Origin of the sequence: Micromonospora humi (assembly GCF_900090105.1) — a bacterium.
GTDB classification, from domain to species: domain Bacteria; phylum Actinomycetota; class Actinomycetes; order Mycobacteriales; family Micromonosporaceae; genus Micromonospora; species Micromonospora humi.
Window position 1 is genome coordinate 140,659 of record NZ_FMDM01000016.1, and the last position, 19,714, is coordinate 160,372.

20 protein-coding genes, 1 tRNA gene and 2 rRNA genes are annotated in these 19,714 nt (G+C 69.3%); 8 read left to right on the forward strand and 15 right to left on the reverse strand.

Translation table 11 applies throughout. The annotated features are described in order from the left end of the window. Window positions 1-74: 74 nt before the first annotated feature. Window positions 75-668 carry a hypothetical protein gene (locus GA0070213_RS26270; RefSeq protein WP_139128725.1) on the reverse strand — a complete coding sequence of 198 codons (594 nt, stop codon included), beginning with the start codon at window positions 666-668 and terminating at the stop codon, window positions 75-77. Window positions 669-979: 311 nt separating this feature from the next. Between GA0070213_RS26270 and GA0070213_RS26275 the strand changes: the two genes are divergently transcribed. After that, window positions 980-1,879, forward strand: coding sequence for a hypothetical protein (locus GA0070213_RS26275; protein WP_139128726.1), 900 nt, complete (start codon window positions 980-982; stop codon window positions 1,877-1,879). Window positions 1,880-2,638: 759 nt separating this feature from the next. Beyond that, a complete protein-coding gene (locus GA0070213_RS26280; protein ID WP_139128727.1) occupies window positions 2,639-2,839 on the forward strand; it encodes a ScoMcrA-related endonuclease in 201 nt (66 codons plus the stop codon). Between the two features lie 69 nt (window positions 2,840-2,908). Here GA0070213_RS26280 and GA0070213_RS26285 read toward each other — a convergent pair whose 3' ends face one another. The 3 genes from GA0070213_RS26285 to GA0070213_RS26295 form a co-directional block, all read right to left on the reverse strand. Next, the gene (locus GA0070213_RS26285; RefSeq protein WP_091070379.1) at window positions 2,909-4,003 is read right to left on the reverse strand and encodes a three-Cys-motif partner protein TcmP; all 1,095 of its coding nucleotides are present in this window, start codon (window positions 4,001-4,003) and stop codon (window positions 2,909-2,911) included. Window positions 4,004-4,085: 82 nt separating this feature from the next. Beyond that, window positions 4,086-4,862, reverse strand: a complete 777-nt coding sequence (locus GA0070213_RS26290; protein ID WP_091070381.1) for a DUF5131 family protein — start codon at window positions 4,860-4,862, stop codon at window positions 4,086-4,088. A 271-nt stretch (window positions 4,863-5,133) separates the two neighbouring features. Further along, window positions 5,134-5,220, reverse strand: a tRNA-Ser gene (locus GA0070213_RS26295). Between the two features lie 75 nt (window positions 5,221-5,295). Here GA0070213_RS26295 and deoD point away from each other — a divergent pair. Continuing rightward, a complete protein-coding gene (gene deoD, locus GA0070213_RS26300; RefSeq protein ID WP_091070383.1) occupies window positions 5,296-6,003 on the forward strand; it encodes a purine-nucleoside phosphorylase in 708 nt (235 codons plus the stop codon). A 105-nt stretch (window positions 6,004-6,108) separates the two neighbouring features. On the opposite strand, the gene GA0070213_RS26305 is transcribed toward deoD, so the two are convergent. The 4 genes from GA0070213_RS26305 to GA0070213_RS26315 all read right to left on the reverse strand — a co-directional run bounded on the left by GA0070213_RS26305 (window position 6,109) and on the right by GA0070213_RS26315 (window position 7,991). After that, on the reverse strand, window positions 6,109-6,552 hold the full coding sequence (locus GA0070213_RS26305) for a nucleoside deaminase (RefSeq protein WP_175441510.1): 444 nt from the start codon (window positions 6,550-6,552) through the stop codon (window positions 6,109-6,111). Between the two features lie 154 nt (window positions 6,553-6,706). Then, window positions 6,707-7,231 (reverse strand): tRNA adenosine deaminase-associated protein, encoded by a 525-nt coding sequence (locus tag GA0070213_RS26310; protein WP_091070390.1) that lies wholly within the window; start codon window positions 7,229-7,231, stop codon window positions 6,707-6,709. 121 nt (window positions 7,232-7,352) lie between these two features. Further along, on the reverse strand, window positions 7,353-7,523 hold the full coding sequence (locus tag GA0070213_RS31695) for a hypothetical protein (protein WP_175441502.1): 171 nt from the start codon (window positions 7,521-7,523) through the stop codon (window positions 7,353-7,355). 72 nt (window positions 7,524-7,595) lie between these two features. Then, window positions 7,596-7,991 carry a hypothetical protein gene (locus GA0070213_RS26315; protein ID WP_175441503.1) on the reverse strand — a complete coding sequence of 132 codons (396 nt, stop codon included), beginning with the start codon at window positions 7,989-7,991 and terminating at the stop codon, window positions 7,596-7,598. A 235-nt stretch (window positions 7,992-8,226) separates the two neighbouring features. On the opposite strand from GA0070213_RS26315, the gene GA0070213_RS26320 reads away from it, so the two are divergent. Both GA0070213_RS26320 and GA0070213_RS26325 read left to right on the forward strand, forming a co-directional pair. Next, window positions 8,227-8,856: a M23 family metallopeptidase gene (locus GA0070213_RS26320; RefSeq protein ID WP_425412865.1), complete on the forward strand. Its 630-nt coding sequence runs from the start codon at window positions 8,227-8,229 to the stop codon at window positions 8,854-8,856. A 56-nt stretch (window positions 8,857-8,912) separates the two neighbouring features. Continuing rightward, a complete protein-coding gene (locus GA0070213_RS26325) occupies window positions 8,913-9,983 on the forward strand; it encodes a PHP domain-containing protein (RefSeq protein ID WP_091070394.1) in 1,071 nt (356 codons plus the stop codon). Window positions 9,984-9,987: 4 nt separating this feature from the next. Here GA0070213_RS26325 and GA0070213_RS26330 read toward each other — a convergent pair whose 3' ends face one another. Then, window positions 9,988-10,965: a DMT family transporter gene (locus tag GA0070213_RS26330; RefSeq protein ID WP_175441504.1), complete on the reverse strand. Its 978-nt coding sequence runs from the start codon at window positions 10,963-10,965 to the stop codon at window positions 9,988-9,990. Between the two features lie 49 nt (window positions 10,966-11,014). Between GA0070213_RS26330 and GA0070213_RS32600 the strand changes: the two genes are divergently transcribed. Continuing rightward, window positions 11,015-11,149: a hypothetical protein gene (locus tag GA0070213_RS32600; protein WP_281182329.1), complete on the forward strand. Its 135-nt coding sequence runs from the start codon at window positions 11,015-11,017 to the stop codon at window positions 11,147-11,149. A gap of 52 nt (window positions 11,150-11,201) precedes the next feature. Continuing rightward, window positions 11,202-12,872, forward strand: coding sequence for a DUF885 domain-containing protein (locus tag GA0070213_RS26335; RefSeq protein ID WP_091070399.1), 1,671 nt, complete (start codon window positions 11,202-11,204; stop codon window positions 12,870-12,872). 75 nt (window positions 12,873-12,947) lie between these two features. Here GA0070213_RS26335 and GA0070213_RS26340 read toward each other — a convergent pair whose 3' ends face one another. From GA0070213_RS26340 to nudC, 3 genes are all read right to left on the reverse strand, one after another. Continuing rightward, entirely contained in the window at window positions 12,948-14,474 is a 1,527-nt protein-coding gene (locus GA0070213_RS26340) for a DUF6114 domain-containing protein (protein WP_091070401.1), read from the reverse strand. A gap of 80 nt (window positions 14,475-14,554) precedes the next feature. After that, a complete protein-coding gene (locus GA0070213_RS26345; protein WP_091070403.1) occupies window positions 14,555-15,142 on the reverse strand; it encodes a DUF6230 family protein in 588 nt (195 codons plus the stop codon). A 414-nt stretch (window positions 15,143-15,556) separates the two neighbouring features. Further along, window positions 15,557-16,480 (reverse strand): NAD(+) diphosphatase, encoded by a 924-nt coding sequence (gene nudC / locus GA0070213_RS26350; RefSeq protein ID WP_245716555.1) that lies wholly within the window; start codon window positions 16,478-16,480, stop codon window positions 15,557-15,559. A gap of 186 nt (window positions 16,481-16,666) precedes the next feature. Here nudC and GA0070213_RS26355 point away from each other — a divergent pair, with 186 nt between their 5' ends. Further along, window positions 16,667-18,481, forward strand: coding sequence for a VanW family protein (locus GA0070213_RS26355; RefSeq protein ID WP_175441505.1), 1,815 nt, complete (start codon window positions 16,667-16,669; stop codon window positions 18,479-18,481). Window positions 18,482-18,537: 56 nt separating this feature from the next. Here the strand turns inward: GA0070213_RS26355 and GA0070213_RS26360 are convergent, their stop codons facing one another. The 3 genes from GA0070213_RS26360 to GA0070213_RS26370 all read right to left on the reverse strand — a co-directional run. Further along, entirely contained in the window at window positions 18,538-19,164 is a 627-nt protein-coding gene (locus GA0070213_RS26360; RefSeq protein ID WP_091070444.1) for an NADPH-dependent F420 reductase, read from the reverse strand. Window positions 19,165-19,374: 210 nt separating this feature from the next. After that, window positions 19,375-19,491, reverse strand: a 5S ribosomal RNA gene (gene rrf, locus GA0070213_RS26365). 83 nt (window positions 19,492-19,574) lie between these two features. Next, window positions 19,575-19,714, reverse strand: a 23S ribosomal RNA gene (locus tag GA0070213_RS26370); the annotation flags it as partial.

The following is a 19,714-nucleotide window of genomic DNA, read 5'->3' on the forward strand; positions in this document are numbered from 1 at the left end:
ACTGAGACCGCACCTCCCCTGCTGTTGCACCCTGCCCAACCTGGGGCAGCACGTCCAGGGCTGCACTGGTCCGCTTACAAGCCCGGACAGAGCCCCGCTCCGCGCACGCGCTCCACGTACGATGTTCCATAACTTGCTTGGTTTGAAATAAATTGCGAGCAGGCCAAGGAGCCAGATGTAAAGAAATCCCGGATAGTATTGCTCCATGCCACAAAACTCTCATCTTCCGCCGGGGCGTTAAGAGCAGGATATTGATCGATCGGATATCCGGAAAGGATGTAGTCGTAAAAGTCGATGAAAAAGTTCGCTAGCTGGTAGGCCCGATGGGTCTCCACCGACTCGGGGTTCTTCGCAATCGCCGCCTTGAGCTTGACTGCTTCTGGATCGCCAGCTGGTGCTCTGATCTGCCGGAACAGCAGCGGGTTCTGCATCACCACCTGACCAGCGTCTAAGGTCCGACCAAACACCTCCTGCCGTGCCGATTGGTCCAAATCTTCCCTGAGTGCTTCTGTTTGTTTGGTCATCTGACTCGTCTGCACTACGAGCAAGATCACGCCAATCACAGCGGCCACAAGGCTGGCTGCCTCAAGAGCAGGCTTGATCGTCATGAGCAACGCCATTGCCCGTTGCCACTTCGTGGGGGGCGGATCATCGGCCTCATTCGACATACCCACAGCCTAAGAGCTCTCCCCGCGGTGAGGGAATGCCTCAACACACTTGCCCTAATGCAAGTCCTAGACGCACTCAACGAGACGAGACTAAGGGCTACCAGGCTCGACAAGTTCGCCCTGCCTGCCACAGCCTATGGCGGGAATCCCACGAACACTTAGCGTCGGCAAGCCGACAATTGGGCATCGCAAAAATGCCCATAGAGGGCAAAAGTTGTAATTCGTCAGTTTGAGGTCGTCTTCCGAGCTTGACAGGAGGCAACTAAAAAGCGAATGTGATTAGGGCGAAAGGCGAGATGCCAGGGGGACGAGTGGCAATACAGAGGCGCAAGAAGTTGGTTTCATTCTTTGAAGTGAGAGATGAGTATGGAGACCCTCTCACCGAAGTAGTGGACTGGCAGGATGTTCTTGCGGAGGTGGCCAGCGCGTCTCTAAGGCGTCGGGAAAAAACAATCAAGCAGGTAATCCACTGGGCTCAGGTCTACACGCACGATGACGCATACCATCTCGTTTTTGCTCGCGCGCGGGATGAGGCGGTGTCATCGCTAGACAGAGCGACTGGGGAGATTCTCGATACGGAGGCCGACACCAACAAGCCGTGGGTCGAGGTTTCGGTGGCGAGCTTCCTTCCGGGAACCAACCGGTTTGGCTTCGTCCTCGGTACAGGCGCATCCCCCAGGTCCTCGACCCTTGCAGCCTGGCTGAATCACTTCGGTGCATTCGAGGAGCAGATTTCCGTCGGACCAGTCCTGAGCAAGGACGTCGTCGGCAAGATTAACAGTGCTGCCGAGGCAAGTCTGGTAAGGGCTAAGTTCGATTCTGAGAGCGCCGCCACCGCGGACGGATCCTCTCTCTTCGGAGCCAGAAAGGTGCTGCAGGAGGGGTTCGGGGATGTGGAAGTCGAGCTGGTCATCAAGGTGAAGGGAAGGATCAATTCCCGCCGCGAGGATGAGCGCCGCCGGGTCGCCTCAGCCGCCAAGCATCTTATCGGCAAAGACTTCAAGCATGCTGTTGCGCAGATTGTTAATTATGATGATGAGGGAAACGCCCACAGAGAGGACGTGGATTTTCTCAATAACCGGATTACTAAGCGGAAGTATATAGATGTAACGGACGAAGAGGGCAGGTCGGTGCGAATCAAGTCGGCTGTCCAGGCGATCAATCAGGCGGCGGACGCACTTAAGTCTGAATTGTACGACCTCGATCGTTGACGGCTCTGTCGTACCTTGCCGCTACGCTGCACCCAGACAGAGAGGCGGTGACGCGTGGCTGCGGAGATTCGGATCGACGCGAACTGGCGGCAACTCTTCTGGGCTATGATCCGCCATCCAGCCGGTTTTTGGTCCGATCATCCTAGCGTCGACCTTGCCCTCTGCGCCTTGCTAGTAGGGGGCCATGCCACCCTGGTCTACCACTTTGGGCATGGCAACGTCTTGCACTGGGCGGATCAGGGACAACGGCTAGCTGTCTATTCGGCAGGAGCGGGCGTCATGGCTCTTATTGCAGGGTTCGCAGGCACTGCGATAGCCACGTACGGTAGTTCGTCAGGGCCGACTGTCACAGAGTTGCGCGCCAGGTTCGGCCGAAGAATTCGAAAGAACTGCCGCAGCCTTATGCGCTATCTTCTCACCTCAGCGGTACTATGTATCATGGCAATGACCGTTGACGCTAAAGCAACGCCCCGCGGTTCGCAATGGATCTTCGAAATTGCATTAGCGATCTCCGTCCTTAAATTTTGGCGCCTCTCCTTTCTATTCGACCTGATCTTGACCGTGGTTGACGCGCCTGCTGAGAATCCTCCGCCCAGACGGGGTCTTACGAGGCGTCGCCGCCGTAGTGCAGAAACTGACGAACTTGCACCCGAGTACCAACCTAACTAGCGCTATCTACATTGGTTGATGGCGGCCCGCCATTAGGGCTTTCGCGCATTGCTGGCCCGCCGTATCGTGTCGGACGTAACTCTCGCCAACGTGACTCGTGCTGGTGTGCTCGCGGCCATCAAGGAATTCGACCGGCTCGGGCGTGACGCTTTCCTCAAGGCCACGGGCTTCGGTCGGTCCCGAGCCTACTACCTGGACTATCAGGGAAAACTCTACGACTCCAAGCCAATTACCGGCTACGCGTATGGCCTGAGCACGGGGCTCTGGGATACCGAAGACCCCGGCGACTAGCAGAAGGGCGGTGGCCTGGGCTAGCACAACGCTGCCAGCCCAGGCCGCCGGAGCGGTAACGACTACGGCCTAGCGGGAGGGTGCCGGCGCCATCGAGACCAACGACGCTATCCGCAACGGACCCCCACCATCGACGTTGAGCCCACCTCGGTCCCGAAGCGGCTTCAACGCCTCGATGACATGCTCCGGCCGGTAGACGGTCTCAAACAGTGCGAAGTCACGCAGCTCTTGGACTCGGAGAGGTCCGCCCTCCCGCAGCTTGTGAGCAAGCAGTCGGGTCAGTGGGCCGAGCTGCGGTTCATCCAGGTTGAACAACGTCTCAGCCTGCTCGTCCCGAGGATCGCGGAAGCCGACGCCTTGGGTACGGTCAACCTCCCAGAGGCTGTCCTTCATCTTCTGCACCCCGAGACGGTGGCGAGTGCCGAAGACGAGATAGAGAGGTTGCCCCTTCTGAGGGATGAGCTCGAAGTCCAGTAAGTACGGAAAGCCCGCCTTGTGCAGTGCTTGACGATAGCAGGTGAGGATATGCCGGCTCTTTGCTGCGGGGGCCAGGTCGGCGACCGTACGCCAGCTCGGGTCTCCACCGAACACCTCATCAGCCGCTTCACCTTGGGTGCTGACGAAACGGACGAAGTGTTGAGGGAACAGGGTGACGATGACCTCGCTTGAGACGTTCGCGGCGAGACGTCGTAGAAGCCGATACGGCACAGGGGCGTTGCCCCAGGAGTCAAGGTTCGCAAAAATCGGCTGACCCCATGCCTTCATGCTGTCGAGGGTCGCCTCCAGATGCGTGGCGCACGTCCCCTTGACGATCTTCACTGGCATCGCCGTGTCCGGCCGCGGACGGTCAGGGAAGACGGCCCTGAGGGTGTCCCATAGCATCGCGACACAGCGCTCGTCGTCGTCGACGAAGGCAAAGCGAGCAACGCCCCTGGTCGGCGGGACCTTCTCAATGAGCGCCCGCATCGCGATGACGGGCGAACCGTCTTCGCCGCCGCTGTAGACGCCTGGGCCAGAGAAGCCCTCCGCATAGGTGACCGACGGGTATGCGTTAGAGCCGGCGAGCAGGATCGGGAACCATCTCTCAAGATAGCGGCGGTAGATGTCGTGTTTGGCACCCGTATGCGGCGCACATGGCCATGGAACCTCACCGCTGACCGGCATCAGCCCTCCTGACTACCCAAGGTCATGGATCAGTGTCCCACCGCGACCGTCCCGATGGAACTCCCGATTAGGGCTGCACGTCTCAGCTGCGGGCAGGCTCCATCTCCTGCCCACCCCGACAGCCAGCCGCGGGCATCGCGGAGTGTTCACGCCCATCGAGGCGCCGGCCACCGGCCTTCGGCGTGCGGCCACCCCACTGCTTGAAGAAGAAGGCCGTGCCTGCTGCGACGCACTGATCCCTCAGCGCTCGCACCCATGCCGCGTTCACCGGACGGCAGTTGAGCCCAGACTCACCACCGGCGATCAGCCAGTCGATACCGTCCAGGTTCAGATGGGGGAGCGGGCCGAGCAGGGGCTCGGCTGAGACGAAGCGCACGGCGGCGGGCACTTCCCGCAAGTCATCAATGCGACCCACCTCGTTGGCGTCCTCGACGCTAACGCCCATCCAAACGTTTGGGGGCCAGTCGAGCTGGTCGGCCACCTTGGCCAGCCTTGCAGCCCGCTTGGTGAGCACTTGATAGGTATGGCGAGGAGTCTCGCGCATGACCTCGAACACCTGCTGCACGTAGCTCAACGGCACTCGGGCGTGAAACAAATCAGACATCGAATTGACGAACACGAGCCGCGGGTCTCGCCATCGGCGCGGGACGTCCAACGCGTCCGCATGGACCGCCACGCCAAATCCTGGCCCAGATGTTCGCGGATCGCCATCAGTCTGATACTTGGCCGAGCCCATGGCCTTCAGGCGCTTGGACAGGGCGAGGGCGTAGCAGTTGTCGCAACCCGCGGAGACGCGATCACACCCGGTCGTAGGGTTCCACGTAGCTTCGGTCCACTCGATGGAACTACGATCCGCCACGTCATCACCTCCCTCTGTTCAGACATCTTGTCGAACATCCGTACGGCACGGAAGGGTTACCTACCGTCACGTCCCAAACGGGTGTGAGATCGCTTATGTCATCCGTACAACGCCTCGCAGGGCCCGAGGGCAGCGCGTTCGACCGGACTAGCCGTACGGCCGACGGAAGCAGCAGGGGGCGGGGTCCGGCGCCGACGGACCCAACTGAGACCACAAGCAGAACGCCCGGCCGGTCCGTCAGGACCAACCGGGCGTTCTCGCGTTTCACGAGCGGTGGCGGCGGGATTTGAACCCGCGGAGGGCGTAAACCCTCACACGCTTTCGAGGCGTGCTCCTTAGGCCACTCGGACACGCCACCGCCGACGAGGGTACAGGACCACCGGTACGGACGCCGAACCGGTATCCCGCCGGCCGGCCTGGCAGGATCTTTGCCATGAGTACGCACATCGGCGCTGAGCCGGGAGAGATCGCCGAGCGGGTCCTGATGCCGGGCGACCCGCTGCGGGCCAAGTGGATCGCGGAGACCTACCTCGAGGAGGCCCGCTGCTACACGACGGTTCGCGGGATGCTGGGCTTCACCGGGCGGTGGAACGGCGTCGACGTCTCCGTCCAGGGCTCCGGCATGGGCATGCCGTCCGCCTCCATCTACGCCCACGAGCTGATCAACGACTACGGCGTGAAGACGCTGATCCGGGTCGGCTCCTGCGGCGCCCTCACCGAGGACCTGCAGTTGCGCGACGTGGTGGCGGCCATCGGCTCGTCCACCGACTCGAACATGAACCGGATGCGCTTCGACGGGCTGATCGACTACGCCCCGGTGGCCGACTTCGGCCTGCTGCGTACCTCGGTCGAGGTGGCCGAGCGGCGCGGCATCACCATGCGGGTCGGCCCGATCCTGGCCGCGGACGCCTTCTACACCGACCGGCCGGACCTGTACGACACGCTCGCCGACTACGGCGTGCTGGCGGTGGAGATGGAGTCGGCGGCGCTCTACACCATCGCGGCCCGGTTCAAGGCGCGCGCGCTGACCGTGCTGACCGTCAGCGACCACATCAAGACCGGCGAGAAGACCACGTCGCAGGAGCGTGAGCAGACGTTCGGCCAGATGGTCGAGATCGCCCTCGACACCATCATCGCCTGACCCGCGGTTCCTTCCACCCGCCCCCGTCACCGCCCGGTGCCGGGGGCGGCGGCTTGTTAAGAAGGGGCCCCGCCTCTACCGAATCCGTTAACAAGGGGCCCCGCCTTACCTGAAGAACGCGCGCAGCAACGCGGCGCTCTCCGTTGCCAGGACACCGCCGTACACCTCGGGCCGGTGCGGGAGGCGGCGGTCGCGCAGCACGTCCCAGAGCGAGCCCACCGCGCCCGTCTTCGGCTCCCACGCCCCGAACACCACTGTCGGTACGCGGGCCAGCGCGATCGCCCCGGCGCACATGGTGCACGGCTCCAGCGTCACCACGAGCGTGCAGCCGTCCAGCCGCCACCGGCCCAGCCGCCGCGCGGCGCGGCGCATCGCCAGCACCTCGGCGTGCGCGGTGGGGTCGCCGGTCAGTTCCCGCTCGTTGCGCCCGATCGCCAGTTCCGTGCCGTCGGGTCCGTAGAGCACCGCGCCGACCGGCACGTCGTCGACGCCCTCGTCGGGCGGCCCGCCGGCCGGGCCGGTCACCGCGACCTGCAGGGCGCGGCGCATCCACAGTTCGTGCCGTTGCCGGCGGCCCAGCGCACCCGCGTCGGCCAGCCCTTCGTCGGCCCCGGGGCCGACGCGCGACGATCCGCAGGTCTCCAACGCCGGGTCGGTGGCGTCGGCCGGTTCGGCGGCGCCGGGCGCCACCGACTCGCCGGGCTCAGACCTCACGCAGCTCCTCGACCTCGTCCACGCAGCCGAGCACCTGGCAGATCTCGGCCGTCACGTCGGCCGGCATGCTGCCCTCGTGCGCGCAGAGGGCGAGCAGCTTCTGCGCCGGGATCCCCAGGTCGGTGAGGAGGTCGGCGTCACCCACCGGGTCGGCCTCCGGGTCCACGGCCGGCTGCTCGGTCTCGTCGTCGCCGCCGGACGGCCGCGGCTCGTCGACGTCCTCCAGCCCGGTGACCGACGTCTTCAGGTCACCCACCAGCAGCGCGCCCAGCCGGGACTCCTCCGCGTACGCCGAGTCGGAGCCGAAGATCCGCAGGTCCTCGCCCTCGTCCAGGCGCAGCAGCACGAGGTAGGTGTCGTCGGCCTCGACGAAGAGCAGGGAGAGGTCCGCGTCCGGCTCGACGTCGCGCAGTCGGTCGGCGACCTCCTCGATGTCGGTGACACCCCGCAGGCTCACCTCACCGGCGGTCCAGCCGCCGTCGACGCGCGCCACGGCAGCAGCGAAGTACGACACGGTCCCCCCAAATTGGCCTCGGCAGCACGCCGACACGTCACGCGATGCACGTTAACCGGTCGGGTCGGCAGGCGACCGGTCAACGCCCCGTAAGGGGCCGGCCGTTCCTGGAGAAAGTCGGTCAGCCGGCGACGCGCCGGCGGGTGGCGATCAGCTGGCGCAGACGTTCGCTGCGCGCCCGCTGCGGCCGTTCGCGCTGCTGTACCGCTCGGGCGCCGGCCAACTCGGCGAGGAGTTGCAGGCGGCGGCGGCTCCGATCGGGGTCGAGCCGCGGCGGTGTGGTCCAGGCCATACGGCGAGCGTGAACCGTCACCGCCCGTACGTCAAGATGGTCTTCGCTACGCAGCGAAACCGGCACCCAAGGTCACCAGAGCGGCCACTCCCCGGCCTGCGCCCAGCGCACCGCGACGATCGCCGCGGCGATGCTCCACCCGCCCGCGGTGACGATCGCGACGCCGGTCGCCACCCCCCGGTCGCCGTGGCGGACCAGCACGGCGGCGGCCGCCCAGGCGAGCCCGCCGGCCAGCAGCGTCCACCACGCGTAGCCCGGCACGTCGCGGCCGACCAGCCCGAACAGCAGCAACCAGGCGAACGTGACCACCGCGCCGATGGCGACGCCGCCGCCGGTGACCGGGTTCGGCTCGCGATAGCTGGGCCGGATCGGGCCGCCGGACGGGAAGAGCCCCGACGGGGTACGCGGCGGCGGCGTGAACGCCCCCGCACCCGGCCCGTCCCCGCCGCCGTGCCACCCGTTCGTCACCGCTGCCCCCTTCCCCGGATCACCCACTCCACCATTACGCACAGTGACCAGACGGTGCGGGCGGGTCTCGGCTGTCGTCCCTACGGTAGTGGTCTGCCAGGATGACCGGATGCGCTCGCCATCGATCGGACGCCGCGCGCGTCCGGCGTACCCGGTCCTGCTGCTCGTCGCGGCGCTGGCCGCCGGTTGCGACCGTCCCGCCGGGCCGACCGACGCGTGGCAGGACCCGAGTCCGATGGTGACCGCGGCGCAGCCGGCCGAGCCGACGGCGAGCCCGGTCCCCTCCGTGGTGTCCTCCGCCGCGCCCACCCCGACGCCGACGCGCGCGGCGGTCCGGCGGGTCTTCCCGGTGCGTTCCGGCAACGTCGACTACCACCCGACGCATGGCGGCTACCCGGGCACCGACCTCTTCGCCGACTGCGGGGAACCCGTCGTGGCGGTCACCGACGGGGTGGTCCTGGAGGTGAGCCGGGTGGACCGGTTCGACAAGCGCGGGCCGCTCGGGCCGAACAACGGCGGGCTGTCCGTCTCGCTGCTCGGCGACGACGGGGTGCGCTACTACGGCTCCCACCTGAGCGCGGTCACGGCCGGCGTCGACGCCGGCGTCCGGGTCCGCGCCGGGCAGCAGCTCGGCAGGGTGGGCCGCACCGGCAACGCCAACAACGTGTGCCACGTGCACTTCGGGCTCTCCCCGAAGTGCACCGGCCACGACGACTGGTGGATCCGCCGGGGCGTGGTCTGGCCGGCGCCCTATCTCAACTCCTGGCGTAAGGGCGGCAACCGCTCACCGGCCGCCGAGGTCACCGCGTGGCAGCGCAAGCACGGCTGCCCGACGTCGCCGGGCCGGTCCGTCGCGGGTGGCTGACCCGACGCGCGCCCGCCGGCTCCCGGCGGGCCGCCGGAGCGCGTAGGTTCCAGGGCATGACTGCCCGGGATCCCATCGCCGACCTGCGCCGGATCGCGTTCCTGCTGGAACGGGCGAACGAGGCCACCTACCGGGTCCGGGCGTTCCGGTCGGCGGCGAACGCCCTGGGGGCGCTGCCGGCCGGCGAGGTGGCCGAGCGGGCCCGCACCGGAAAGCTCACCGAGCTGGCCGGCGTCGGTGACGTCACCGCCCGCTGCGTGGCCGAGTCGCTGGCCGGTGCGGAGCCGGTCTACCTGCGCCGGCTGCTGGCCACCGAGGGCACCGACCTGGACGAGGAGGCGGCGAGGCTGCGCGACGCGCTGCGCGGCGACTGCCACAGCCACTCCGACTGGTCCGACGGCGGTTCGCCGATCGAGGAGATGGCGCTGGCCGCGGTCGAGCTGGGCCACGAATACCTGGTGCTCACCGACCACTCGCCGCGACTCAAGGTGGCCCGGGGTCTCACCGCGGACCGGCTCCGCAAGCAACTCGACCACGTGGCCGCGGTGAACGAGGCGCTGCCGAAGGGCTTCCGCATCCTCACCGGCATCGAGGTGGACATCCTCGCCGACGGCTCGCTGGACCAGACCGACGAACTGCTGGCCCGGCTGGACGTGGTGGTCGGGTCGGTGCACAGCGGGCTGGGCGACGACCGGGCGAAGATGACCCGCCGGATGCTGGCCGCGGTCGCCAACCCGCACCTGGACATCCTCGGTCACTGCACCGGCCGGATGGTGTCGTCCCGCCCGGCCGGCGTGACCGGGCCGGGCGACAAGGGGCACCGGGCGCGCACCCGCAAGGAGAGCGACTTCGACGCGGACGCCGTCTTCGCCGCCTGCGCGGAGCACGACGTGGCCGTCGAGATCAACTCGCGGCCGGAGCGGCAGGACCCGCCGAAAAGGCTGATCCGTCGGGCCCTGGAGGCGGGCTGCCGGTTCGCCATCGACACCGACGCGCACGCCCCCGGTCAGCTCGACTGGCAGCGTTTCGGCTGCGAGCGGGCGGCCCGCTGCGGCGTGCCGGCCGACCGGGTGGTCAACACCTGGACGGCCGAGCGCCTGGTGACATGGGCGGCGAGCCGGGGCTGAGCGGTCAGGCCCGGGCGGCCGGCTCGACCGGGCGGGCGGCGGGCGCCACCGGTGCCGGGCCGGGGCGACGCCGGGCGAAGAGCCCCTGGGCGACCGCCACGCCGACGAGCACCACCAGCGCACCCACCGGCTGGTGCCAGTTCATCCGCTCGCCGAGGACGACGGCGCCGACCAGCACCGCGAACACCGGGATCAGGTAGGTCACGGTGGACGCGGTGCTGGCGCCGGCCAACCGGATGTTGCGCATGTTGATCACGAAGGCCAGCCCGGTGCCGAGCGCACCGAGCGCGAGCACGCTGGCCACCACCCGCAACGAGAGCCCGGTCGGCACCGGCGGCGCGCCCGCGACCAGCGGCGCGACCAGCGCGAGCTGCGCGGTCGCCACGAGCAGCTGCGCCGCCGACAGCGACAGCCCCGAGTAGGCGCTGCCCGCGATGAACTTCTTCTGGTACGGGATGGCCAGGCCGTAGCAGGCCGCCGCGCCGAAGCACATGAGCTGGCCGGTGAAGTGGGCCCCGCCGACGCCCTCCCAGACGCCGAGCACCACCAGCACGCCGGCGAAGCCCAGGGCCAGCCCGATCGCCCGCCGCGCGGTCAGCCGCTCGGTGCGGAACACCAGCACCGCCAGCGGCAGCACGATCAGCGGCGTGGTGGCGTTCCAGATGCCGGCGAGCATGGACTCGACCCGTTGCTCGCCGAAGCCGAACAGGGTGAACGGCAGCGCGACGCCGAACGCGGCCACCACCAGCAGGTGCGCCCAGACCCGGGGGTCGCGGGGCAGCCGGTCGCGCAGCACCGCCAGCACCACCAGCAACGTGGCGGCACCGGTGGCCACCCGGTAGAGGGTGAGGTGCACCGGGTGCAGCTCGGTCACCCCCACCTTGATGAAGAGGAAGCTGGAACCCCAGATCGCGGCCAGGGCGACGAAACCCGGCAGCCAACTCCGCAGCGCTGCCCGGTCAGGAGTGGTATCGACGTTCACCCCTGACACTCTGCCCCTCGGGTACGACGCTGTCGCGCGAAATTCGGACGTGGTGTCGACCGCCACAGCAACCGACTCACAGTGGAGGCGTCGACCGGTCGAGGAGCACGGCACAGGCGGTCAGCGGCTCAAGCTGGACCTGCCGTTCCCGATCGACGTCGACCCCGCCGACCTGCTGCCCTGAACACGGCAAACACGATCGACACCGGGGCGGCCCGGTCACGTAGTCTCGTTCGGTGGGACGAATCGATGACCTCGCCAACCGCTACGTGGCGGAGTGGGCTCCGCTGAGCCCGACCGGTGCCACCTACGTCGGCATCGCCGGCTACGACGACCAGCTCGACGACCTCTCGCCCGACGGCTACGCGGCCCGCGCCGACCTGGTCCGGCGCACGCTGACCGAGCTCGACGTGACCGAGCCGGCGACCGAGGCGGAGCGCACCGCCCAGGAGGCCATGCAGGAACGCCTCGGCCTGGAACTCGCCCGGTACGACACCGGCGAGACCACCAGCGAGGTCAGCGTGATCGAGAGCGGGCTGCACGAGCTGCGGATGGTCTTCGACCTGATGCCGACCGACGGCGAGGAGGCCAAGGCCAACGTGGCCGCCCGGCTCAACCGCTTCGCGTCGGCGCTGGACGCCTACAAGCGCACCCTGCGCGAGTCCGCCGCCGCCGGTCGGGTCAGCTCGCAGGTGCAGCTCGTCGAGGTCGCCAAGCAGTGCGACATCTGGGTCGACCCGGACGGCGACAACTTCTTCCACGGTCTGGTCGAGCGCCTCGACGCGGACGGCACGCTCGGCGCCGAGCTGCGCAAGGGCGCCGCCGCCGCGACCGCCGCGACCGCCGAGTTCGGGCAGTTCCTGCGCACCGAACTGGCCCCGGTGGGGCGGCAGAAGCAGGCCGCCGGCCGGGAGCGCTACGAGCTGGCCTCGCAGTACTTCCTCGGCGCGAAGGTCGACCTGGACGAGACGTACGCCTGGGGGTTCGCGGAGCTGGCCCGCCTGGAGGCCGACATGCGGATGGTGGCCGGCCGGATCGCCGGCCCCGGGGCCACCATCGACGAGGCGGTACGCGCGCTCGACGCCGACCCGGCGCGGACGGTCCACGGCAAAGAGGCGTTCCGCGACTGGATGCAGGCGCTCGCCGACAAGGCGATCACCGAGCTGGACGGCACCCACTTCGACATCCCGGAGCAGGTCCGCCGGATCGAGTGCTGCCTCGCGCCGACCAGCGACGGCGCCATCTACTACACCGGCCCGAGCGAGGACTTCTCCCGGCCAGGGCGGATGTGGTGGGCGGTGCCGCAGGGCATCACCGAGTTCTCCACCTGGCGCGAGGTGACCACGGTCTACCACGAGGGCGTGCCCGGCCATCACCTCCAGGTCGCCCAGACCGCCGTCCGGGCCGACCTGCTGAACCGCTGGCAGCGGCTGCTCTGCTGGGTGTCCGGGCACGGTGAGGGCTGGGCGCTCTACTCCGAGCGGCTGATGGACGAGCTGGGCTACCTGGAGGACCCGGGTGACCGGCTCGGCATGCTCGACGGGCAGGCGTTGCGGGCCGCCCGGGTGATCGTCGACATCGGCATGCACCTGGAGTTGGAGATCCCGGCGGACAATCCGTTCGGCTTCCACCCGGGCGAGCGGTGGACGCCGGAGCTGGGCTGGGAGTTCATGCGGGCGCACTGCCGGGTGCCGGACGAGAACCTGCGTTTCGAGTTGAACCGCTACCTCGGCTGGCCGGGGCAGGCCCCCTCGTACAAGGTGGGCGAGCGGATCTGGTTGCAGGCGCGCGAGGAGGCGAAGGCCCGCAAGGGTGCCGACTTCGACCTGAAGGAGTTCCACCGCCAGGCGCTCGACCTGGGTGCGCTGGGGCTGGACCCGCTGCGCCGGGCGCTGGCCCGGCTCTGAGTCTCCCGGCAACGGCGACGGCCGGGAGTCGGAGGTGTTCCCTCCGGCTCCCGGCCGTTTCGTCGGTGCGGCCGGTCAGGCCAGGTCGAGCCGGAGCACCGGCTTGGCGGTGAGCGACTTCGAGTGCTCGTAGGCCAGCTCGATCACCGGGTCGTCGAAGCTGATCGGGATCGGCGAGGTGATCGGGATGCCGTCCGGGAAGGGCAGGTCCGGCGTCAGGGTGATCTTGATGCCGAGCAGATGCCCGACGAACCGGGTGGCGTAGAACGCCACGTCACCCTCGACCGTGAGCCGGTCGGTGACGTACCGCTGCTTCTTGCCCGCCGGGCCGCTGGCCAGCAGCGTGAAGTCGTCCGTGACGGCCTTGTCCATGGTGAACTTCAGGCACTTGAGCTTGCCCTTGTCGGTGGGCAGCTCGACGATGCCCTCGAAGCGCAGCCCGGTCATGGTCACCTTGGAGCCGGTGAGCCGCGACGGCGGGTCGGCGACGAGGGGCTGGTCGGGGTCGGCGGCGAGCTTGGGCAGCGGCTTGCCCTCCTCGACCGGCTTCGGCTTGGTCGGCGCCGGTTCGGCGCAGTCGTCGCCCGGCGTCGCCGAGGCGGACGGCTCGGCGCTGCCGCTGGGCTCCGGCGTGGCGCTGCCGCTGGGTGCGGCGGCGGCCTTCGCCGCGGTGGAGGGTGACGGCGACGGCGACGCCTCGGTCTTGTCCTTGTCGCCGGTGAACAGGCCGGTGATGCCGTCGACGAGGTCGGTCAGCAGGTTGCCGTCCGACTCCGCGGCCGGCTCGGCCGGCGGTGTGGTGCTCGGGCTCGCCGACGGGGAGGCCGAGGCGGTGGTCTTCGAGGCGGACGGCTTCGGCGCGGGCGCCGACGCGGTCGGGCAGGCCGCCGGCGCGGCGACCGCCGGCCGCACGTCCCGGACCGCGATCAGCCCGGCCGCGGAGACCGCGGCGACCAGCAGGATCGCGTACGCCCTGGGCGGGTGCCCGGGACCGCCCGGCCGGTACGCGGGCGGCGCCTCCACGGCAGGTTCCGCGGGTGCCGACTCCCGCAGCGGGTTGCGCGGCTCCGGGAGCGTGTCGGTGAGGACCCCGGTGGTGTCCTCCTCCCGCTGCCGCGGCAACAGTTCGTCCACCAGGGCGGGCTCCGGCTCGTCGGCCGGCTGCTCCGTCACCGGCTCGTCGGTCGGCTCCCCCGGCGTCGCCTCGGCGGCCTTGCGAGGCACCCAGGCGAAGCCGAGCGCGCTGCCGACCATGCCGAGCAGCAGCCCGATGAAGAAGCCGCCGAGGTTGACCCCGATCAGCGAGTAGAGCGCGGTGATCGCCGCGACCACCGCGTAGAACATCCGCTGGGCCGGGCTGAACCAGAGCAGCATTCCGCAGGTCACGAGGATGGTCGGGACGAGCCAGGACAGGAAGCCGGTGGGCCCCATCTGGAAGGTGAGGCCGTTGAGGCTCATCTGGGTGGTGGCGAAGATCTCCAGACCGGCCAGGGCGGTGAAGAGACCGCCCCAGAACGGCCGCTCCCGGCGCCACCGGCGGAAGCCACGCCACGCCTGGCCGAGCCGACCGGGCCGGGCCTGCTGCGTTTCGGCGGTTGTCACGTACTCCTCCTGGCGGTGCTGACGGGGTGCGACATGGTTGAGGCCCGCGGAGGGCGCCCTCCGCGGGCCTCGCCATCAGATCAGAAGCATTCCTTGGCGTCCTTGCCCACGTTGACCTTCAGCTTCAGGCCGTTGAGGGTGAAGACGCCGGCGCTGGTGGAGCGGGCCACCTGCTGCAGCTTCGTGATGGTCACCGAGTCGGCGCTCTGCCCGAACGCGCCGGGCTGACCCTTCGTCGGGTTGAGGTCGTTGGCGTCCCGGCCGATCTGGATGTTCTCGAACGTGGCGTCACCCTCGAGCGACTCCATGTCGATGAGCAGGTTGGTCGCGGTGGCCGGCTTGCCGCCGCCACCGGCGTTGATGGTCAGCACGATCGGCACGCCGGGGATGCTGGCGTTGACCGACTGGCACAGGTCGTAGAGCTTGGCGTCGGCGATCTCCGAGACGGCCACCGGGTGCTGGGTCTTGTCCCGCTCCTGGACCAGGCCGCCGTACTGCTTGAAGCCGTTGCCCTCCAGCTTCGAGGCGCCGACCTTGAAGGTCTGGCCCGACACCGCGAACGAGGCCGCGATGGCGCCGTTGGCCATGCCGAACACGATGCCGCCGGCCACCAGGGTCGCCGGCACCATCATCGCGGCGAAGCGCCGCCAGCGGGTGCCACCACTCATCTGGCGGTTCTCCGATTCACTCACAAGGTCCTCCTCGACGGGGGTGCGTCTCCGGACGCGGGACGCGTCGCGGGACGGGAAAGCTGCGGGGCGGCGCGGAGGCCGTTGTGCCGAACGGGCCGCGCGGGTCGCGGATTGGATGCTCTCGCGAAGCGACAGACCTCACAAGTCCCTTGCTACTGGCGGGTAACACAGTTGTGGTATCAAGATCGCCTACGGTTACCAACGGTTAACGTCCCGGCAGCAAGGAGCCCCGGACAAACCGCCGTCATTACGACACGATGGCGGAGAGGTTTCACCTGTGGTAGCCGTCACCGGCAAACATCACAGTTCGATAACGGCGAGCTGACAAGCCGCTGAGGGTGAGGGGCCGCTCACCCGTCCGGTCAGGCCCGGCCGCCGACCGGAGCCGGGTCAGCCCCGCCCGTCCAACCACGACCCCAGCAGGAGGCGGTCGATCGAGTCGATCCGGCCGAGCGGACGCCCGGCGGCGACCCGGGCACGCAGCTCCGCCCGGGTGAACCAACGCGCCTCCACCACTTCCTCGTCGTCGACCCGCACCCGCGTCGACGTCGCGCTCGCCCGGAAGCCGACCATCAGCCCGGCCGGGAATGGCCACGCCTGCGAGCCCTGGTAGGTCACCTCGCCCACGGCCACGCCGGCCTCCTCGGCCACCTCCCGCCGGACCGCGTCCTCCAAGCTCTCGCCGATCTCCACGAAACCGGCCAGCGTCGACCAGGAATCCTCCCCCGCCCCACGGTGCCGGGCCAGCAGGCACCGCTCCGGCTCACCGGGTGCCTCGATGAGCATGATGACCGCCGGCTCGATCCGGGGGAACAGCAGTCGGCCGCAACCCGCGCCGGCGCAGGACCGGGTCTGCCCGCCCGGCCCGGCCACCGTCGCCGTGCCGCAGCTGCCGCAGAACCGCTGGCCGCGGTGCCAGTGCAGCAACCCTTTCGCGTACGCCAGGACGGCCGCCTCGGCCGGTGCCAGCCCACCCACCAGCGCCCGGACGTCCACCGCCTCAGCCGCACCGGCCAGCGTGCGGGCCACGCTCTCCGCCCGGCCGGAGAGGTCGACGGCGAACACCGCCCGCCCCGCGTCCAGCCCGAGGAAGACCGTCTCGTCGGCGCCGGCGAGCAACTCGACCGCGTCCACCGCCGCCGGGCGCACCGGCGCCCGCCCGGCGTCGACGAGGCACCTGTCCTGCCACAGCGGCAGCACCACGCTCCCCGGGTCGCTCAGCCGCTCGGCGAGCCACTGCGGGTCGCCGCGCAGCGCCGCCGCCCGGTCCAGCCAGCCACCGCCGTACGCCAACACCCGGTTCTCCGTCCGCACCCGCCCACCGTGTCACGACCTGCGCCGGAACGGTGACCCGAAACGGGTGATCGGTGCGACACCTCCGCCGGGCCGACACGACCTCGCGGCCGGAGACTCCCGACCGGCCCGAGCGTTGGTTACCGTAGGTGTCTCCCGCGGGGGAAGCGGTCCCCGCACGCGTTTCCGATCGAGGTTGCAGTGACGATGAGCGGCGAGAAGATGCCGGCTGCCGACGACCGGCCCACCATCAAGGTGGCAGCGGTGAGCTGGCCCGGGGTCGAGCTGGAGCCGGTCGCCACACCGCCCGCCGCCGACGGGGGCAAGCCGACGCGCTCCCGGCGCGCCCGGCTGCTGCTGGCCGGCGGGCTCGCCGCTGCCCTGCTCGCCGGCGGCATCGGCGTCGGCGCCTACGCGTACGCCGGTGACGTGCCCCGCGGCACCACCGTGCTCGGCACCGAGCTGGGCGGACGCAGCCGGGCGGACGCCGCCCGGGCGCTCCGCGCCGAGCTGGAGCGCCGGGCCGCCGCGTTGAACGCCCCGATCGTCGTGACCGTGGGCGAGAAGAAGGCCGAGCTGAAGCCGGCCGACGTCGGGCTCGCCATCGACGTGGACGCCACCGTGGCGGCGGCCGCCGCCGCCGAGGCGCACGCGGTGAGCCGGCTGGTCGGCTCCCGCGCGGTCGAGCCGGTGGTGACCGTGGACGCCGCACGGTTGGGTGCCGCCCTGCGCAAGGCGGTCGGCGACCAGGGGCGCGAGATGACCATGCCGACCGTCATCTGGACCGACACCACCCCCAAGCCGGTCTACCCGAAGCCGGCGCTGACCGTCGACACGGCCGGTGCCACCGACGCGGTCACCGCGGCGTGGCTGGCCGGCCAGCCGGTCACCGTGCCGCTGGTGGAGAAGTGGCCGGCGACCACCCGCGAGGAGGTCGACCGGCTCGTCACCGAGCTGGCCCGGCCGGCCGTCGCCGCGCCCGTCACACTCACCACCGAGGGTGGCTCGGTCACCATCCCGCCCGCCGCCATCGCCCGGTCACTGCGCTTCTCCACCGACGACGCCGGCAAGGTCACCCCCCGGGTCGACGTCAAGCGGCTGCGCACCGCGCTCGGCGGCAAGCTGGCCAAGCTCGAGGTGGAACCGCGCGACGCCGGGCTGACCATCACCGGGGGCAAGCCGAAGGTGGCGCCCAGCCGCGCCGGCCGCCAGGTCGACGCCGCCGCGCTCGGCCCCGCGCTGCTCGCGGTGCTGCCGAAGTCCACCGACCGCACGGTGACCGCCCAGCTCAAGCCGGCCACGCCGGAACTGACCGAGGCGAAGCTGGCCGAGCTGGGCATCAAGGAGCGGGTCTCCACCTTCACCACCCGGTTCACCGGTGGCCTCTCCTCCCCGCGCAGCCAGAACATCGTCCAGGCGGCCAAGGACGTGGACGGCACCATCGTGAAGCCGGGGGAGACGTTCTCGCTCAACGCCCACACCGGCGAGCGCGGGTACGACCAGGGCTACCAGGACGCGCCGACGATCGTGAACGGCAAGCTCGTGCCGGGCGTGGGCGGCGGCGTCTCGCAGTTCACCACCACGCTGTTCAACGCCACCTACTACGCCGGCATGAAGGACGTCGAGCACAAGCCGCACTCGTTCTACTTCAGCCGCTATCCGGCCGTGATCGAGTCGACCATCTACTGGCCGCAGCTCGACTTCAAGTTCCGCAACGACACCCCGCACGGCGTACTGATCGACACCTCGTACACGGGCAGCTCGATCACCGTGTCGATCTGGAGCACCAAGATCTACGACAGCGTGAAGACCGAGTACGGGCCGCGGCGGAACATCACCCAGCCGAAGACCGTCTACCTCGAGCCCGGCCCGAACTGCATCTCCGCCGCCGGCGGCATCGGCTTCGCCCAGGACGCGTTCCGGGTCATCAAGAAGGACGGCAAGGTGGTCAAGCGGGAGAAGTTCAGCTGGCGCTACGACGCCGAGCCGCGCTTCATCTGCGCCCCGGACCCCGGCGCCTGACACCAGCTATGCGGAAGGCCCCGCCTCGGCGGGGCCTTCCTTCGTGCTCAGCGTCGTCAGGGCCGCGCCGCGGCCAGCCCCTCCCGGACGCCGTCCGCGTCACGGTCGGTGCCGTAGACCGGGGTGTCCGGCTGCTGCCGCCAGCTCTCGTCCAGCGTGCCGGCGTCGACCGCGTCGAAGCCCAGCTCGTCCACGAGCCCCATGACGACCTGCTTGGCGTCCGCGTCGTCGCCGGCCACCGGCAGGGCGATCCGGCCCGCGGTGCCCGCCGGCTTGCCCTGGTCCATCAGGTGCGCCGCCTGGATGTTGTTGAAGGCCTTCACCACGCGGGCGCCCTTCAGGTGGTCCGCGGTCCACCGGCTGGAGCTGAGACTGCGGTCCAGCAGTTCGGCGACGTCGCCGTCGCGCTGGGGGTAGTAGTTGTTCGCGTCGACGACCAGCTTGCCGTCGAAGAGCGCGGCCGGCAGCTGCGGGACGGCCTTCAGCGGGATCGCGACGACCACCACCTCGGCGCCCTGGACCACCTCCTCCAGGGTGCCGGCCCGCGCGCCGCTCTCGGCGGCGAGGTCGGTCAGGCTCTGCGGGCCGCGGGAGTTGGTAACCGCGACGTCGTGGCCGAGTGAACTCAGACGACGGGTGAGGGTGCCCCCGATGTGCCCCGACCCGATGATTCCGATCTCCATGACCACTCCTGTACCCCGGCGGGTCCGTCCCGATCACAGACCGGCCGTACGCCATGTCACGTTTCTGGATCCGCCAGGCCGGCGGGGGACGCGCAGGGGCGGTCCCGGCTCGACGGTACGAGATGCGGTGGCTCGGTCGTGGTGATTCCGCCGTAACGGCGGAAACGCAACGAGGGCCACCCCGTCAGGGGTGGCCCTCGTCGAAAGATTGTCCGGCGGTGTCCTACTCTCCCACACCCTCCCGAGTGCAGTACCATCGGCGCTGGAGGGCTTAGCTTCCGGGTTCGGAATGTGACCGGGCGTTTCCCCTCCGCCATGACCGCCGTAACTCTATGAACATGTCAAACACACACACACTCTCGTGGGGTGTTCGCTGGTTCAGAGTTGCACAGTGGACGCGTAGCAGCTTGGTAGTCAAGTCCTCGGCCTATTAGTACCGGTCAACTGAACCCGTTACCGGGCTTACATTTCCGGCCTATCAACCCAGTCGTCTAGCTGGGGGCCTTACCCCACAATGTGGGTGGGATACCTCATCTTGAAGCGAGCTTCC

What these genes read in the sequence shown, in the direction of transcription:
- GA0070213_RS31695 (WP_175441502.1), bottom strand. Translation starts at nt 7,523, where the DNA reads ATGGCCTGGACCACACCGCCGCGGCTCGACCCCGATCGGAGCCGCCGC.
- GA0070213_RS26360 (WP_091070444.1), bottom strand. Translation starts at nt 19,164, where the DNA reads ATGGAGATCGGAATCATCGGGTCGGGGCACATCGGGGGCACCCTCACC.
- deoD (WP_091070383.1), top strand. Translation starts at nt 5,296, where the DNA reads ATGAGTACGCACATCGGCGCTGAGCCGGGAGAGATCGCCGAGCGGGTC.
- GA0070213_RS26320 (WP_425412865.1), top strand. Translation starts at nt 8,227, where the DNA reads ATGGTGACCGCGGCGCAGCCGGCCGAGCCGACGGCGAGCCCGGTCCCC.
- GA0070213_RS26325 (WP_091070394.1), top strand. Translation starts at nt 8,913, where the DNA reads ATGACTGCCCGGGATCCCATCGCCGACCTGCGCCGGATCGCGTTCCTG.
- GA0070213_RS26285 (WP_091070379.1), bottom strand. Translation starts at nt 4,003, where the DNA reads ATGCCGGTCAGCGGTGAGGTTCCATGGCCATGTGCGCCGCATACGGGT.
- GA0070213_RS26355 (WP_175441505.1), top strand. Translation starts at nt 16,667, where the DNA reads ATGAGCGGCGAGAAGATGCCGGCTGCCGACGACCGGCCCACCATCAAG.
- GA0070213_RS26345 (WP_091070403.1), bottom strand. Translation starts at nt 15,142, where the DNA reads ATGAGTGGTGGCACCCGCTGGCGGCGCTTCGCCGCGATGATGGTGCCG.
- GA0070213_RS26305 (WP_175441510.1), bottom strand. Translation starts at nt 6,552, where the DNA reads ATGCGCCGCGCCCTGCAGGTCGCGGTGACCGGCCCGGCCGGCGGGCCG.
- GA0070213_RS26270 (WP_139128725.1), bottom strand. Translation starts at nt 668, where the DNA reads ATGTCGAATGAGGCCGATGATCCGCCCCCCACGAAGTGGCAACGGGCA.